This window comes from Flagellimonas halotolerans (assembly GCF_035818535.1).
In the GTDB taxonomy this organism is placed as follows: domain Bacteria; phylum Bacteroidota; class Bacteroidia; order Flavobacteriales; family Flavobacteriaceae; genus Flagellimonas; species Flagellimonas halotolerans.
Genome location: NZ_JAYKYV010000003.1, coordinates 284,480 through 301,885, shown reverse-complemented (window position 1 = coordinate 301,885; position 17,406 = coordinate 284,480). Strand labels below are relative to the sequence as shown.

Sequence of the window (17,406 nt, the reverse complement as noted above, 5' to 3'; positions counted from 1 at the left end):
AAAGTTCTTGCTGAAATAACACTTTGGAACAAAACCATTAAGCATCTAAAAAGAGGTCTAGTTTTATACTTAACTTTATCTTTATAAGTTTCGATGCATATTTAAAATAGTTCGGTTTGAGGCCCCACATTTTTTATTTTCTATTGTTCTTTTGCTTCACCCTGGTGGGTCAAGAACTGCCGCCTATCCGAAATTATACCCCAAAAGAATACAGCGGGGAGTTTCAGAATTGGGGAATAACGCAATCCCCTTCAAAAAACATCTACGTGGCCAACCACACCAGTCTTATGGAGTTTGATGGGAGCAAATGGCATCAATATAAACTGCCAACCTCCCCCATAATTAGGTCGGTAAAGGCAGTTGGGGATAAAATCTATACCGGCTCCTACCGTGAATTCGGCTTTTGGACAAAAAAGGCAAACGGCGAACTGACGTACACCTCATTATCCCAAAAAATGGAAATACCCATGGCCGAAGACGAAGAGTTCTGGGATATTTTGGTCGTGGACCAATGGATTCTTTTTCAATCCTTGGATAGAATCTATATTTATGACAGTGCAGAGGATACTTTTAAAGTTATAAATGCAAATTCGGAAAAAGCGAACCTTAGCATTGTAAACGGTGATGTTTATTTCCAAATAGCCCGGAAAGGGCTGTTTACCATTCAAAATGGGAAGCCCAAATTGGTAAGTCACAACCAAGTTTTTATGGACCAACCCATTATTGGGCTCTACACGATGGGCAATGATCTTTTGGTAATTACCGAAGGTTCCCGTTTTTATAAATATAACTCTGAAGCCATCATACCGTGGAAAACAGCTATGGATTCCATCAATGTAAAACTCTACAGCAGTATTCAACTTAAGGATGGTTCTTTTGTGCTGGGCAGCATTTCCAATGGTTTTTATCATCTTTCGCCAAACGGACAGACCATCATCCGGAACATTGACCAAGAAAAAGGGCTAAACAACAATACGGTATTAACGCTTTTTGAGGATTCGGAAAATAATTTGTGGTTGGGGTTGGACAATGGTATTAGTGTCGTAAACCTCTACTCTCCCTTTAACGAGTACGTGGACAAACTTGGGAACCTAGGTTTGGTTTATGCGGCCTTAAGCCATAAAGGGTACTTGTATTTGGGCACCAACCAAGGTCTGTTCTACCGCAAAACCGGTTCTGAGGATGCTTTTCGCATAATCGATGGCACGGAAGGCCAAGTGTGGAACATTCAGCTTGTGGATTCCACTATTTTTTGTGGACACAATAATGGTACGTTCGTTGTGGAAAATAACTTGGCTGAACTTATTTCTGATTTTCCGGGCACTTGGGGCGTAAAACCTATTCAAAATCGTAAAAACTTACTTCTTCAAGGAAATTACAATGGGTTGAGTATACTCGAAAAGGTGCAAGGCTCATGGAGATTCCGAAATACCATTGATGGTTATACAATTTCCAGTCGTTTTTTTGAAATGGATTCGCTTGAGGTAGTCGTGGACCACGAAAAAAAAGGGCTATATTTTATTGAGTTGGAGCCAAACCTGAGAGAAGTTAAACAAGTTACCAATAAGGAGCGAATCGGCCACAGTTCCAATATTTTCAGTTTTCAGGATAAACTCTATTACAAGACCAATACAGGAATCTATAATATTGATGGCGAAAACAACATCGTCCTGGACAGTACTTTGACCCAGTTGATTTTAGATGAAAATGATGGACAGGTCAGCATCATAATTCCTGAAAGTTCGGAACAACGGTTGTGGTTCTTTACCAACGATGGCATCCAGTACGTTACCCAAAGTACACTTAGCAACAAACTGAGTGCCTCCCATATTTCCATACCCAAGGACATTAGGGCCAATTTGGGAGTTTCAGGTTTTGAAAATATTTCAAAAATATCCGATTACACATACTTGATAGGAAGTTCCAACGGCTACGTGTCCTTGGACCTTACCAGAGTGGAGCCCACGAACCAGCAAGTGCACATCAATTCGGTTTATTATGGGGATTACCAAGAAGTATCCTCCAAGGCATCTATTGACACAACAGGTACTTTTAAATACTCCAACAACAACGTTAGGTTGGAATTTAGCGTACCGGAATTCGATAAATATACCGAGGTAAAGTACCAGTATAAGATGGACAACGTATACGATGATTGGAGCGAATGGTCCGAAAATACAGATGCCACATTTAAAAACCTGTCTTTTGGTGATTATACCTTTACTGTAAGGGCCATGATAGGCAGTACCATGAGCGAGAATACCTCTTCGTACAGTTTTAGCATATCCCGGCCATGGTACCTTTCCAATCTTGCACTTATCCTTTATATGTTGTCCATTGCATTGCTGTTTGTACTTGTACACAGACTTTACAACAACTATTATCAAAAAAAACAAGAGTCCCTCATAAAAAGGAATAAAAAAGAATTGGAGCGGAGGGAACTGGAAGAAAAAGAACGAATTGCCAAAATACAGACGGAAAAACTCCAAAACGAAATTGACAGTAAAAACCGCGAGTTGGCCATTTCCACGATGAGCCTGGTAAAGAAAAATAAATTCCTCTCTGCCCTAAAAGCGCAACTCAGGGAAGTTCCCAGCAAGGATAAGAACATAAAATACGTAATCAAGGAAATAGATAGGAACATTAACAGCGAAGACGATTGGAAATTTTTCGAAGACGCATTCAATAATGCCGACAAAGACTTTTTAAAAAGAATAAAAACAAAACACGACAGCCTTACCAACAACGATCTTCGCCTGTGCGCTTATTTAAGGTTAAATCTTTCCTCCAAAGAAATTGCACCATTGCTTAACATTTCTGTAAAAAGTGTGGAAATGAAACGTTATAGGCTCCGTAAAAAGTTTAACCTACCACACCACGACAACCTTATAGATTACATTTTAAACTTTTAATAAGCTCTACTTTTGCACATCATTGCTCTACAAACCTTAAAATCACCTCTACAATAACTCTACATATCCTCACTTTGTTCCGTTTTACCGTATTGTTCAGGATGATTGCAAAAACGCTAAATATTTTAAAATCCTCATATTTTACAGGGTTTGAGTGATAAAAAATCAATTTTACCCCTTTCAAATTAACAATGTAGGTTTTTTATAGAGGTACATCATTTGTTAACAAGACGTTAAGCCATATACCTTTAACTCAAATTAAATTCACTCAAAAATGAGATATGGCATTTTAACCTTAATGGTACTTTTATGTACTGCTTATGGATATTCACAAACAAAAACTGTTACCGGCACCGTTTCTGATAATATTGGGCCCATGCCGGGTGTTAACGTACTTGTTAAGGGAACAACCAATGGGGTTGTCACCGATTTTGATGGTGAATTTACCATTGACGATGTTTCCAATGAAGATATCTTAATTTTCAGCTACATTGGTTTTGTGACCCAGGAGGTTCCTGTCGGGACCCAGGAGGAAATCAACATTGTATTGAATGAAGACACCCAAGCCCTCGACGAAGTAGTTGTTGTGGGATATGGTACCCAAAAGAAAAGTAATGTAATCGGATCTGTGGCCAGTGTTGAAGTAGAGGAAGCCACCAATGTACCCACAACAAACGTATCCGAAATGTTAAGAGGTAGAGCGGCAGGGGTTCAAGTAAACTTGGGCGATGCACGGCCAGGAGGTAATTCCAATATCGTAATCAGGGGTAATGTATCCGTTGCACCCGGCGGAAACTCTCCGCTGATCATCGTAGATGGACTTCCTTTTGACAACCTAAATGATGTGGCTCCCGATGACATTGCCAACATTGAAATATTGAAAGATGCATCCTCAACAGCCATTTACGGTTCCAGAGCATCCAACGGTGTAATCTTGGTGACTACAAAATCAGGAAAAGTAGGCAAGGCAACCATAGATTACCATGGATATACCACCGTACAAACCTTGACCAAAAACTTCAACCAATATACTGGACAGCAATTTATCGACCTAAGAAGAGAAGCTAACAGAAATAGGTTCACCGGGGATTACCTGAACGATGAGAACATCTTCTCGCCATTTGAGTTGGAGGCCATAGAAAACCAAAACTTTGTGGATTGGGAAGACTTGGTGCTTCAAGATGCCATTATCCAGAGCCATTCGCTTAGTTTTTCGGCAGGTAGCGAAAAAACGAAGGTCTTTTCAAGTGTAAATTACTTTTCGCAAGAAGGTATTATTCCCAATTCAGGTTTTGACAGAGGCACATTTAAACTAAACTTAGAACAAAAAATATCCGATAAGTTATTGTTCCGTGGAATAATCAACTATCAAAATGCAAAACAGGACAGGGAAACAGGTGGAATCAACTTTACCACAATTACTCCACTGGCACAACCTTATACAGCAGATGGCGAGCTCCAGAAATTCTACTTGGGGCCATCCAACACAGCAGTCAACCCATTGTGGGACCAAAGAGAGTCTGTGGATGAGACCAAAATCAACCTTACGGATATAAACCTGAGCCTTATTTATGACATTGCACCAAACCTGAGCTATACCCTAAAAACGTTTTTAAGGAACCGTAACTCCAACCAAGGTGTTTACAGGTCTTCTCTTCACTCCGCTGGGGATGAAGGAATTGATGGAATCGGAGTATTATCCAACACCCTGTTCAAACAGGTGCTGGTAGAAAATATTTTGAACTATACACCACAAATCAATGATGATCATAGTTTGGACTTAACGGCTGTTCACGCATTTGATGAACGCCGTACCGAGTACACCCAATTGGACAAATCCGGCTTTACCAACGATGCCTTGCGCTTTAACGGAAATGCCACCAACCTGCTAAACAACGTAAGGGATGTTTCCCAACGTAGGCTTTTGTCCTTCTTGGGCAGGGTACGATATGGTTATCTGGACAGATATCTTTTGGAGGCCACCGCTCGTGCCGATGGTGCTTCGGTATTTGCCGAAAACAACAAATGGGGTTTTTTCCCGGCAGTGTCCGTAGCATGGAAAATGCACATGGAACCTTTTATGGCTGATGTAGATGCCATCAACGAAATGAAGTTTAGGGTAAGCTACGGTGCCACGGGTAACCAGGGAATCAACCCTTTGGAATCTTTGGGCGTTGCGGACGACCTACCTTATGTTTTTGGAGATGAAACAGTGGCCGGCGCCACAGCATCGTCTCGTTTGCCCAACCCAAACCTAAAATGGGAGACCACAACAACTTTGAATGCAGGTGTGGATTTCAGGTTGTTCAACAATTTTTTCCAAGGAACTTTTGAATACTACAAAGCCAACACCAACGACCTATTATTGGATAGATCCATAGCAGGAACCACCGGATTCAATGTAATCCGGTTTAATTCCGGTGAATTGCAAAACCAAGGTATCGAAGCCTCTTTGACCTCGAACATTATTCGTAAAGAGAACTTTAGTTGGTCTTTGGGGATGGTTTTCTCCAGAAACAGAAACAAAGTAATCTCATTGACAGGAGAACTGGATGATAATGGCAACCCCATCGACATAACCGATATTGCATCTGGAAGGCGTTTATCGGTAGGGCAGTCCATCAACAACATTTGGCTCCCCAAATATGATGGTATATACCAAGAAGGTGATGATATTGCAGGGTCAGGAAACCCATTGGCCCAGCCCGGTGATGTCCGCGTGGTGGACCAGGATGGAAATGGTCAGATAGACAATCGCGATAACGTATTCACAAATACCGATCCCGATTGGTATGGTTCCATTACCAACACCATTACCTACAAGAACTTTGACTTGTTTGCCGATATTTATATTGTTCAAGGAGCAACAAACCTAAACCCTGTTCTTGCCAATGGAGAACTTTGGAAGGGTGCCATAAACGGGATCAGAACCAAATATTACACACCGGAATATCCATCTACCGAATACCCAAGACCAAAGCCGGATACACACTTGCACCTGTTCCCTTTTGCTGTAAGGGATGCATCTTATGTGAGGTTAAGAACCCTTACTTTGGGATACAACATACCCAAAGATGCCTTCTCCAAGCTTGGGTTGCAACGGGCCAAAGTATACCTCACGGGGACCAACCTGTTCACTTTTACCGATTTTAAATCGTACAGCCCGGAACAAACCCCACTGAACAATGACCAAAGTGGCTCTGCATTCCCTGAGACCAGAAACATAACCCTAGGGGTAAAATTAGGATTCTAAAAAAATTGTCATGAAAACCATATTTCAATATTTAACATCAAAAAGAATATGTGCAATACTACTTGCTATTGCAACATTCACATCATGCGAAAAGGATTTGTTGGAGGATGAACTGTTATCCAATACCTCGGTCGATTTTCTATACTCCACGCCCGAAGGTTTGGAGAACGCCGTTGTAGGCCTTTACACCCTCAACAGAAACTTATACCAAGACTTAAGCCTAAATGGCACTTATCCTCTAATTCCACAAGCCAAAAGTGATCTTGGGGTTGGGATTACAGGAGAGGTTTCTTTATACAGCCGTTTGCTTTGGGGGGCTAGTCTAGGGGATTTCGGTACTACCTCGGGAATTAATGCGTACTGGGTCAACTACTATAAAATAGTGGATAGGGCCAATGCTGTGATTCAGGGAGCAGAGAATTTGGAAGATATCGAGGAAGGCAGAAAAAATCAGATTCTTGCTGAGGCCAAATGCATGAGGGCCCATGCCTACTTTACCTTGTACCGCCTTTTTAACAACATCTTCATCACCACGGAGCCCACTACCCCAGAAAATGCCTTTGATGTACCACAGGACAAATCTTCGGAAGAAGAAATCTTTTCGCTATTGCGTTCCGATTTGGATTTTGCCATAGACAATTTGGATTATTCCACGGCACAATTTGGACGTTGGGGACAAGGAGCCGCAAGACATCTCAGAGCAAAAGTGGCCATGTGGGAAAACGATTGGACAGAAGCCGCTGCCCAAACCGATGCCTTGATCACTAGTGGAAGTCATAGTTTGACCACTACCACGGCAGAAGTATTTGTCGGTGAACTTAATCATCCTGAGACTCTCTTTGCAATCAACTTTGAAAGAGAAACCATTGGTGGCGGGAGTCCACATATCTTGAACTGGAACATGGTCTCCTCCTATGCCGATGCACCAGGCCTTGTTCAATCCGTAGAGAATGGCGGTGCGGGAGCGGGATTCATTTCATTAAACCAATACACCATCGACCTGCTCAATGAGGATCCGAACGATGACCGAAAAAACAACACCTATTACATTTTTGAGTATGCCTACAACGACGAAACTGCTTTGCCGGAAGGGAAAGAGCTAGGCGACCCATTGGATTTGTACGAAAACAGTGAAACGGACCAAAACGAGTTTATGCTCTATTACAGAAGGCAGAACCCGGGCATCCTTAAATTTTTTGATGAAACCGTGGAACCTACGGACAGAAATCATTTTAAAAATATTATGATCTACAGGTTGGCAGAAACCTATTTGATCGGTGCCGAGGCCCACATGATGCTGAACAACACCACCAAAGCCCTTGAGTACCTAAATACAGTGCGAACAAGGGCAAATGCAGCTCCTGTAAACAGTATCGACCTTGAAATTATTCTGGAAGAGAGAGCAAGAGAGTTAGCCTTTGAGGGGCAGCGCTGGTTTACCTTAAAACGTACCGGATTGTTGTACGAGTATCTTTTGGACCATATGAACAATGATAACATGAACGAGTCCTATCCCGAAGGAAATCCAAAGGATATTCTAAGGGAATACATGCAAAACTGGCCCATTCCACAACAACAAATGGATCTTTTGGGACCAAACTACCCACAGAACGACGGGTATAACTAAATCGGCACTAACTAGAATTAACTTATAACGTTGAAAAATGAAAAAGCATAACAACAAGAAGAACCTCAACAGCACAAGATTACCCATCTTGTTCCTGTTGACGGCCATAGGTATTTTGGGCACTATCATTTCTTGCGAAACCGAGGACGATTTGCCCCCACCCTCTGCCTATGTTCCACCAGAACCGGAACCAGAACCAGAACCAGGCGAGGATTGTACATTCTCCACTATAGTTCCAGAATTGGCAGATGGAATGGATTTTGAGTGTGGAGGACCGGAAGTGACCTTCTTTGGGGAAAAAGACGGTTCCTTTACCCTTGATTATGTTGAAAATCCGGATCCATCCGGCATCAACACCTCTGAAACCGTTGTTGAATATACCCAAACAGCCGATATTGAACCTTGGGCAGGCTTCTTTTTTGATTTGGCCAGTAAAGTGGATTTTAACGAGATGCAGACGGTCAAAATTAAAGTGTACTCCCCTGCCGCAGATCAAATTGTACTGATGAAGTTTGAGGACAAGACCGATAATTCCATTGCAAAAGAAGTTCAGGCAACCACAACTGTGGCCAACGAATGGGAAGAACTGTCCTTTGTTTTTTCACCCAGTGATTCCGATAAGTTTGATCGAATGATTTTGTTCTTTGACTTTAACGGAGAAAAGAGTGCCGAGACCACGCACTATTTTGATGACATCGAGATGAGTGAAGGTGGCGAAGTAGAAGAACCTGTTGAAACTGGCGAACCCACCGCCACCGCACCCGACCCCACTATTGATCCATTGGAAGTGGTTTCGTTGTTTAGCGACGTCTATACCAACGTTGCCGTGGATACCTGGAGAACCGATTGGTCCGATGCCACATTGGAAGACATAGAAATTGAAGGCGATGCCGTTAAAAAATACAGCGAACTTAGTTTTGTGGGCGTAGAAGCGGTGTCCAGCACTATTGATGCTACCAACATGACCCATTTTAGAACTGATATCTGGACCGGTGACGCTACAGAATTCAGAATAAAGTTAGTTGACTTCGGTGCTGATGGCGCTTTTGATGGCGGTGATGATGTGGAGCACGAAATAGTGATTGAAGCACCCACGCAGCAAGAATGGGTAACGCTGGATATACCGCTTTCAGATTTTACAGGACTGACCACTAGGGGTAATATCGCCCAATTGATATTCGTGGGAGCACCATCAGGCGCAAATACGGTATTTGTGGACAATGTGTTCTTTTACAACGAAGCAGGTGTTTCCAACGCGCCCACATCGGGTGCCCCTGCACCTACACTAGCGGAAGCAAACGTGATCTCCGTGTTCAGTGATGCCTATACCGATGTCGCAGGAACGGATTACAATCCAAATTGGGGGCAGGCCACTATGGTTACACAAGAGGAGATTGCAGGGAACAACACCTTAAAATATGAAAACCTCAACTATCAAGGAACGCAGTTTGCAGCTCCATTGGACGTTTCTGGAACTACTATGGTGCACGTGGATTATTGGACACCCGATTCCTCAGAGCTCAATTTATCCTTGATCAGTCCAGGACCTGCAGAAATTCCATATTCTTTTGATATTACCAATGGTGAATGGGTAAGTGAGGATATTCCATTAACAGCGTTTTCGGATGTAGTGGATCTTACCGATGTGATACAATTAAAATTTGATGGTAACGGAACCATTTATTTGGATAACATCTACTTTTATTCACCACCTGCAACGGAACCAACAGCCGCAGCGCCAACTCCAACTGTTGCAGAAGCGGATGTGATATCATTGTTTAGCAATGCATACACCAATGTTTCCATTGACACTTGGAGAACAGATTGGTCGGTTGCTACACTTGAGGATATTATGATTGATGGTAACGATGTAAAAAAGTATAGCGACTTAAATTTTGTGGGGATAGAATCCGTAGCCACTCCAATCGATGCAACGGAAATGACACATTTTCATACCGATGTATGGACAGCGGATGCCACAGAAATTAGAATAAAACTTGTTGATTTTGGTGCCGACGGTGCTTTTGATGGAGGAGATGATGTGGAACACGAAATTACCATCGCCAACCCAGAACAAAACACTTGGATTTCATTGGATATCCCGTTATCAGAGTTTGTTGGACTTACCACAAAAGCAAACATTGCACAACTTATCTATGTAGGCCAGCCCGCTGGTTCAACCACAGTATTTGTTGACAACGTATATTTTCACAAATAATGGATAAAAAACAAATCGTAATTTGAGTTAGTTAATTAAGGGAAAGGTTCCACTCTTTAAAAAGAGTGGAACTTTAATCCAAGCAATGTTTTCTATGAAAAACAAAACATACGTTTATCAAAAATTAAAAATGAGCATTTTAAACATATCCTTATTATCCCTGGTATTTGCGCTTTCGTGCAGCTCTGGGGATTCCGACTCCACCGATGTTCCCACCAATTTAAACGTGGACATTTCCATCATTGGTTCAAACGACAATAACCCGAATGGCGATGGTTCTGGGACTGTACAGGTATCCGCATCGGCCAACAATGCGGTACGTTATGCCTTCCGGTTTAAAAATGGCGACCAAATTGGCAGTGAAATGGGATCCATCGAACATACCTTTACCCAAAATGGCACAAATACATACAACATAACTGTATGGGCTTATTCACGATCCGGTGAGTTCATCAACCAAAGTTATAGTGTGGATGTTTACAAATCCGATGAAGCTTTTGCCACTTTGGTCTTTTCTGATGAATTTGATAATGAAGGGCGTCCTGATGACCAAAAATGGCATCATCAGGTCATTCCCCCGAACAATGGAAGTTGGCACAATGATGAACTTCAACACTATACGGACAGGCCAGAAAACTCCTTTGTGAGCGATGGTTCCTTAAAAATCAAGGCCATCAAAGAACAATATTCGTATAACGGAAGCACCAAAGAATATACTTCTGCTAGATTGAATACAAAATTTGCCTTTACCTACGGCCGGGTAGAAGTACGAGCCAAACTTCCAAGCAATGCAGGTACTTGGCCCGCTATTTGGACCTTGGGCGCCAATGTAAACGAAACCGGAAATTATTTCGGGTACCAATACGGCAGCGTTGGCTGGCCGCTTTGTGGAGAGATTGACATTATGGAGCAAACGGGATGGGACAAGAGCAATACCATATCCCACTTTCATTGGGGCGACCTAAATACCGAGGAATATATGGATACCGGTGGTGAAACTACTGTTGCCAATACATCCTCCGAATATCATATCTATGCTATGGAATGGGATAGTGAAAGTATTAAGACCTATGTTGATGATACCTTGGTTTTTGAATTGCCCAACACCAATAACAAACCTTATAATCACGAACATTATTTGATTCTGAACATTGCCATAGGCGGAAATTTAGGTGGTGATGTACCAAGCGATTTTACAGAAGATACCTTTGAAATTGATTATGTAAGGATATATCAGTAGTACCTGAGAAATTGGCAAGAGGTGGATTACTGTTTACGATCAACTTCAAGATTCTTGAAAAGGGTTCCATCAACTTATTCCAATCAACCCAAAGCCGGAGTTAGACCTTCGGCTTTTTTTATTACCCAAGTTCCTTAACATCAAAAAAAACAAGTTCCCGATTATTGAATTTTGCTGTGGCCTCTATTGGGTTGCAGCATACTTCACAATCTTCCACATAGGTTTGATGCGGCACAGAACTATCCAAAAGAAAGGATATTTCCTCCCAACAGTATGGACATTGGAAGAAATGCTCGTACATCTTCTAAAAATCTACATTGAGCAACTGACCGCTAACTTGAAGCATTTGAAGTTCCGCCAATTTTGCATTGTATTTGGCCTGACTTTTGGCCAGTTCCGCATTTAACAAGTTCAACTGGGCCTGCCTAAATTCTATTGAGGTTATTTGCCCCAGTTTATAGCGCTCATCGGTACGCTTAAAGTTGTTTTGGTTGGTCTGTAGGTTTTTCTCCTGAACCTCCAGTACGTACAGTGCATTGGTATAGCTGTCCCAAGCATTGCGAATATCCCTTTCCACCTCCAATTGTATCTGCTTTTTCGCTATCTCTTGGTTTTTATAGGCGATTTTGGCATTCTTTATCCCAGTTATGGTAGTTCCGCCATCAAACAAATTCCACGTTAAGTTTATAGTTCCCGTAACCCCTGTAGAGGTATTTTGTAAAACAAAAGCCAGTGGGCTGTTGTTGTTGGACTCGTTCCAACCGTAAGTTCCTGTCAATCCAATGGTAGGCAAATAACCGCTTTTGGCTACCCGAATGTCGTTAAGGCCCATATTGATGTCCTTTTCCACAATTTGAAGCCTTACATTGTTCATTTGGGCCTCATTGTACATATTTTCCATTTGAAGTCCAGGAACAAAGGTCACCGTGGTATCCGCAGCAAATTGGGCAGATAGATCACGATTCAATATCAAATTCAAATCCCTCATGGTATTTCTGAGCTGTTGCTTGGAGTTCAATAAATTAATGCTATCCGTGTTGATGTCCACTTCGGCATTCAATACATCCAATCCTGTATTTTGTCCGTATTCAAATTGATATTGCGCCCTTTTTAATCTATCCTTGGAAATTTCCAGCGCCTGCTCCAATGTTGCGGTATTTTCGGTAAGGCGGGCCGCTTCATAATACACCGTAAAGAGCTGTAAAATGGTGTTTTCAATGGTCTGCCTAACCTCAAGTTCGGATTGTTCAGACCGTTCTTGAAAACTTTTGTAATTATAATACCTCCCCAATCCATCGAACAAAGTATAGTTTACATTGACCGCAGCACTATACCTTCTGGTTTCGGCCCCTTCTGCTGTACGGGTATCTCCATTGCCCAGAACCCCTTCGGAATTTTGCTTGTCTATGCTTCCACTAGCATTTCCTGTTACCGATGGCAAATAGCCAGAGTTAAGGATATCGGCATTATTGTCATCTATTAATTTGGTATTACGGGCCACTTTGATATCCAGATTGTTTTCCAAAATCAAGTCAATGGCTTCCTGTTTGGTAAGTATTTGATCTTGGGCGTTTGCCATTGGACCAAAAAACAACAAAATCAGGGATACGGTATAAAAAATGCTTTTCATTATGTGGTCTCTTCTACAACTTTTGAGGTTTCTTCTCCATTCTGAGAAACGTTTTTACTATCGGTTCCGTTTAAGGTAACGCCATCTGCTTCCATCTCCTCCTCTTCATGCTGTTCGCGAATGGCTCGCTCCACTTCTTCGGACGTAACCTCTTCCCCTGTCCACAACTTTTTGGCCGCAACCTTTATATTGTTTCCAAAGGAGAGCAGTAAGGGTAGCATCAACAAAGTCAAAATAGTGGCAAAACCAATTCCGTAGGCAATGGAAATAGCCATTGGCTTTAAAAATTGGGCTTGACGGCTTTTCTCCAAAAGCAATGGTGCAAGACCTGCAATTGTAGTAATCGAGGTCAAGAATATGGCCCTAAAACGGGAACGGCCTGCTTGGTACAAGGCATCATCGAAATTCATCCCACTACGAAGATTGGTATTGAACTTGCCTATTAGTACCAGTCCATCGTTTACCATAATCCCAATTAATGCAATAATCCCCAACATGGATAGGACGTTGATAGGAAAACCGTGCAACCAATGTCCCCACGCCACGGCAGTCAAGCTAAAGGGCACCATAAAAATCAATAATAAGGGTTGACTTATGCTCCTAAAGGTGAAGGCTATGACAATAAAAATCAGAAACAATACAATTGGCCCTACAAACCCTAAGGAACCGATCAATTTATTGGCCTCTCTGTTCTGTCCTTCATAAGATGGGCTTATTGATGGGTATTTGGCCAGAATTTCCGGCATTACCTCATTTCGTATCCACAGCATGGCATCGGTTCCACTTGTAGTTTCCGGGTCGGTCAAATCTGAAGAAACCTGTATTTCCCTTCTACCTTCTAGGTGGTTGATGGCCACATCTCCCCTTTCAATGGTATAGCTTGCAATCTCTTTTAGAGGGATACGGTCTCCGCTGGGTGCCAAAATCCGCATTTCATCCAGATCTGAAATGGATGATCTGTTCTCTCTATCGTACCGGACCCAAACCCTAATTTCATCCTGCCCTCGTTGAAAACGTTGGGCCTGCGCCCCAAAGAAGCCACCTCTAACCTGGTTCATCACAGTTCTGAGGTCCAGACCGAGCAAATACGCATTTTCCTTAAGTTCCAAACGTATTTCCTTGATTCCAGCCGGGTCGTTGTCCGTTACATCCTTTAGGTTGGCATTTTCTTCCATGGCTTGTTTGAGCTCTTCTTTTGCTGCCTTGAGCTCGGTAATATTATTGCCCAAAAGGGAAACCGAAACCGGGCTTCCACCAAAGTTACCTCCAGAACCATATATTAAGCTCTCTACGCCAATCACGGGGCCCACAAGTTCTCGAAGCCTGGTGGTCACCATATCGGCACGAATGCCATCAGGACGTTCTTCACCAGGCAGTAGGTTTATCTCTAATTCAGCAGCAGAAGAACCTGGTCCCAAGTTCTTGATCATATTTACAAAAAGCATCTTATCCATGTCTTGTAAATATTGATCTGTGAGTTCCTGATTTACAATATGTGCTTTTTCCTGAATAAGACTAATAATGGAATCCGTTACTTTTTCGTTGGTACCATTAGGCATGGTAAGTTGTATGGACACCTGATCACTTGCAATCCTCGGAAAGAATGAAGTACGGATAACTCCTCCCCCAATGGAACCCAGGGTTAATGCCAAAGCCATAAAGAACAGGGCAAAAGTCAAAAATTTATAGTTCATCATAAAGCGAAGTACTGGACTATACCAGTTATCCCTCATGTAGTTCATTAACCTATCGCCCATTTTATTAATTACCCTAAGTTTTGCAAAAATCTTTGCAACACCTGTTTTGGGTTTGGTATTTTTAGCTCGAAGCGCTTTGGAGTGTGCCAAGTGAGCTGGCAAAATAATCAATGCCTCTACCAAGGACACCACTAGGGTAAGAATTACTATCACCGACACCTCGCTAAAGAATTCACCGATACGGCTATCCAGAAAAAGGAAAATGGAAAAGGCCAAAATTGTGGTGATTATCGCTGAAATAATGGGCGGTATCACTTCCATCGTGCCATCCAAAGCGGCCTGTACCGGAGATTTCCCGTCTTCATAATGTTGATAGATGTTCTCTGCGATCACTATTCCATCATCCACCAGAATACCGATAACGATTATCATCCCGAACAAGGAAAGAACATTAATGGTAACGTTGAACATGGGTGCAAAAACGAACATTCCCAAAAATGCGATGGGAAGTCCAAAGGCTACCCAAAACGCCAATCGGGTATTTAAAAAGAGGGATAAAAACACCAATACCAAAATCATCCCTACGATGGCGTTCTCCGTTAAAAGTTGGGTACGCTGTGTTAAAGTAGTGGAGCGGTCGTCTATAACATTCAACTGCACATTGGTATACTTTTCGTTGAATTCTTTAATGTACTGCCTAACTTTTTCCGCAGAGCCCATTAAATCCTCTGTATTTGTGCTCGTTATGGTAATATTAACTGCCAGTTCCCCATTAAAATAGGAGGCATTGGGAGTCTCAGAAAACCTGTCCCGTATCGTAGCTACATCTTTTAAGCGTATGGTGCGGCCTGCTGCATCGCCTCGAACTACAATATTGGAAAGTTCATCCCCATAATAGGAACGGTTATTGGCGCGTATTAGATATTCTTCGGTAGCAGTTTTGATGTTACCTCCCGTTACCAAAATATTTGCATTGGAAACGGCTTGTGCTACATCGGTAAAAGATAGGTTATATGCCAAGAGGCTGTTCTCATCTACGGCAATCTCGATTTCTTCATCGGGATAGCCCGCTATTTGAATTTGAGAGATTCCATCAATGGCCCTAAGGTCGTTCTCTATTTGACGGCCAATTTGTTTTAGGGTGGCCAAGGGAATATCCTTTCCGCTTACGGCAAAGCTTATGGTGGGCCTGACCGGTTCTTGCTTGGCAACAATCAAAGGTTCCATGCCCGTAGGAAAGGTAGGTACCCTGTCCACGGCATTTTTAACCTCTAACAACATGAAGTCTACATTCCTCTCTTTCTCAATCTCCACATTGATTGTACCACTGTTTTCCCTTGATGTAGAGGTTACCCTTTCCACACCTTCAAGGCCTTTTAGGTTATCCTCGATTTTTAGGACGATACCTTCCTCTACTTCTTGTGGCGAAGCACCTGGGTAAGCAATGGTAATTGTAATGTTACGTGCCTCGGTAAGAGGAAAAAAAGATGATTTTAAGGAAAGTATTCCCACAACCCCAAAAACAAAAAACGCCAATATAAAGACATTTACTGCCATGTGGTATTTAATAAAGTACGAGATGAGTTTTCTCACGGCCAGGGGTTTAGGATTTACTTTCGTCAAATGTTTTAACCAACATACCTGCGTAGGCACCGGTAATGGGTTTTGCCACTATAACTTCTCCATCGGGAACGTTCTTGAGCACTACGGTTCTGTCCGTAAAAAAGATAGGTTTTACATCCATTAGGTCTAACACGGAGTCCCTGACCACAAAAATTTGGTTGTTTTCCAACAACAAGGATCGACTGATTTCTATGGCATCTGGCTCTTCTTTTGCTTCTAGATTGGCTTCAAGATATTGGCCTTCTTTTAAATTATCGCCACTTACTTCAATATAGACCATTATGGTCTGCGAGTTTTGGTCAACCCTACTGTTCACCCGGGTAACTTCGCCCATATACGTTTGGGTATTTTCCAAATTGGACAACGCTACCTTTTTTCCTACTTTTAAGAAATCTCCATAGGTCTTGCTAACGGAAACTTCCAGTTCGTAGAGGCCGGTATCAATAAACTCCCCCAGTTTTTGTCCAGATCTGACCAATGTTCCCTCTGTGACCAAAGCTTCGGTCAACACTCCTGTAAAAGGAGCGGAAATGGTATACTTGGACAGACGCTGTTCCAAATTCTTTACGTTATAATATGTAGTGATGATCTCTCTTCCCGTTATGAAGAACTTTTCTTTTTCCGAATCCATCTTGGGTAGCTCGGGAGTGGTTTTCTCCAAATCAAACCCATTGAGGTATTGTTGCCATTTTGGATAAATTTCTGGGTAATCCAAACGTAAATCGGGCATTATGGACGTAAGTAAGTTGTACAGGTTGCTTTTGGCCGATTGCACGGTAGCATAATACTCGTTTGCATCTATTCGGATAAGGGTTTGCCCGGCACTATATTGCTGTCCTGTTCGGAACAATTTGCTTCCCGATCTAAATACTCCTTGCACTTCAGAGTATAACTCTACGCGTTTTTTGGCGGTAAGGTTCCCATTGGCCGGCACCATTATGGGGATGGTCGTATTTTTTACCGTATCCACAAAAACAGTCTTTACCACCTTTTGGGAAGGGGGCCTTTTATTGTCCTTGCTGCCAGCAATAAGGCCAGCAAAATATAAAGAGGCCAATATGATAATACCTCCGGCAACTGCCGATATTATAAGCTTTCGCATTCGTTAGTTGGTTTAATAGCTACAAATCTATTCCCTACTTTTTTTACAATGGTTAAATATTTCATAAAATGCATTTTTAACTGGGTCAAATGCAAAAAGGGGAC

General features: G+C 42.2%; 9 protein-coding genes. 5 read left to right on the top strand and 4 right to left on the bottom strand.

Annotated features, from left to right (window positions below; all coding sequences use genetic code 11):
• Positions 1–116 precede the first annotated feature (116 nt).
• The 5 genes from VM932_RS05915 (at position 117) to VM932_RS05895 (ending at position 11,250) form a co-directional block, all read left to right on the top strand.
• Positions 117–2,912 carry a helix-turn-helix and ligand-binding sensor domain-containing protein gene (locus VM932_RS05915; protein ID WP_326277703.1) on the top strand — a complete coding sequence of 932 codons (2,796 nt, stop codon included), beginning with the start codon at positions 117–119 and terminating at the stop codon, positions 2,910–2,912.
• Between the two features lie 274 nt (positions 2,913–3,186).
• Positions 3,187–6,165, top strand: coding sequence for a SusC/RagA family TonB-linked outer membrane protein (locus VM932_RS05910; protein WP_326277701.1), 2,979 nt, complete (start codon positions 3,187–3,189; stop codon positions 6,163–6,165).
• 10 nt (positions 6,166–6,175) lie between these two features.
• Positions 6,176–7,792, top strand: coding sequence for a RagB/SusD family nutrient uptake outer membrane protein (locus VM932_RS05905; RefSeq protein ID WP_326277700.1), 1,617 nt, complete (start codon positions 6,176–6,178; stop codon positions 7,790–7,792).
• A gap of 37 nt (positions 7,793–7,829) precedes the next feature.
• Positions 7,830–10,010, top strand: coding sequence for a hypothetical protein (locus VM932_RS05900; protein WP_326277698.1), 2,181 nt, complete (start codon positions 7,830–7,832; stop codon positions 10,008–10,010).
• A gap of 130 nt (positions 10,011–10,140) precedes the next feature.
• On the top strand, positions 10,141–11,250 hold the full coding sequence (locus VM932_RS05895; RefSeq protein ID WP_326277696.1) for a glycoside hydrolase family 16 protein: 1,110 nt from the start codon (positions 10,141–10,143) through the stop codon (positions 11,248–11,250).
• Positions 11,251–11,371: 121 nt separating this feature from the next.
• On the opposite strand, the gene VM932_RS05890 is transcribed toward VM932_RS05895, so the two are convergent.
• From VM932_RS05890 to VM932_RS05875, 4 genes are read right to left on the bottom strand one after another with little or no spacing between them, the layout of a single operon-like run.
• Positions 11,372–11,551, bottom strand: coding sequence for a CPXCG motif-containing cysteine-rich protein (locus VM932_RS05890; RefSeq protein WP_326277694.1), 180 nt, complete (start codon positions 11,549–11,551; stop codon positions 11,372–11,374).
• 3 nt (positions 11,552–11,554) lie between these two features.
• A complete protein-coding gene (locus VM932_RS05885; protein ID WP_326277692.1) occupies positions 11,555–12,880 on the bottom strand; it encodes a TolC family protein in 1,326 nt (441 codons plus the stop codon).
• The gene (locus VM932_RS05880; RefSeq protein ID WP_326277690.1) at positions 12,880–16,170 is read right to left on the bottom strand and encodes an efflux RND transporter permease subunit; all 3,291 of its coding nucleotides are present in this window, start codon (positions 16,168–16,170) and stop codon (positions 12,880–12,882) included. The genes VM932_RS05885 and VM932_RS05880 overlap by 1 nt, the downstream gene beginning before the upstream one ends.
• A gap of 10 nt (positions 16,171–16,180) precedes the next feature.
• A complete protein-coding gene (locus tag VM932_RS05875; protein ID WP_326277689.1) occupies positions 16,181–17,302 on the bottom strand; it encodes an efflux RND transporter periplasmic adaptor subunit in 1,122 nt (373 codons plus the stop codon).
• Positions 17,303–17,406 lie beyond the last annotated feature (104 nt).

Coding starts and splice junctions, on each gene's coding strand:
- VM932_RS05905 (WP_326277700.1), top strand. CDS start 6,176: ATGAAAACCATATTTCAATATTTAACATCAAAAAGAATATGTGCAATA.
- VM932_RS05900 (WP_326277698.1), top strand. CDS start 7,830: ATGAAAAAGCATAACAACAAGAAGAACCTCAACAGCACAAGATTACCC.
- VM932_RS05875 (WP_326277689.1), bottom strand. CDS start 17,302: ATGCGAAAGCTTATAATATCGGCAGTTGCCGGAGGTATTATCATATTG.
- VM932_RS05890 (WP_326277694.1), bottom strand. CDS start 11,551: ATGTACGAGCATTTCTTCCAATGTCCATACTGTTGGGAGGAAATATCC.
- VM932_RS05910 (WP_326277701.1), top strand. CDS start 3,187: ATGAGATATGGCATTTTAACCTTAATGGTACTTTTATGTACTGCTTAT.
- VM932_RS05895 (WP_326277696.1), top strand. CDS start 10,141: ATGAGCATTTTAAACATATCCTTATTATCCCTGGTATTTGCGCTTTCG.
- VM932_RS05885 (WP_326277692.1), bottom strand. CDS start 12,880: ATGAAAAGCATTTTTTATACCGTATCCCTGATTTTGTTGTTTTTTGGT.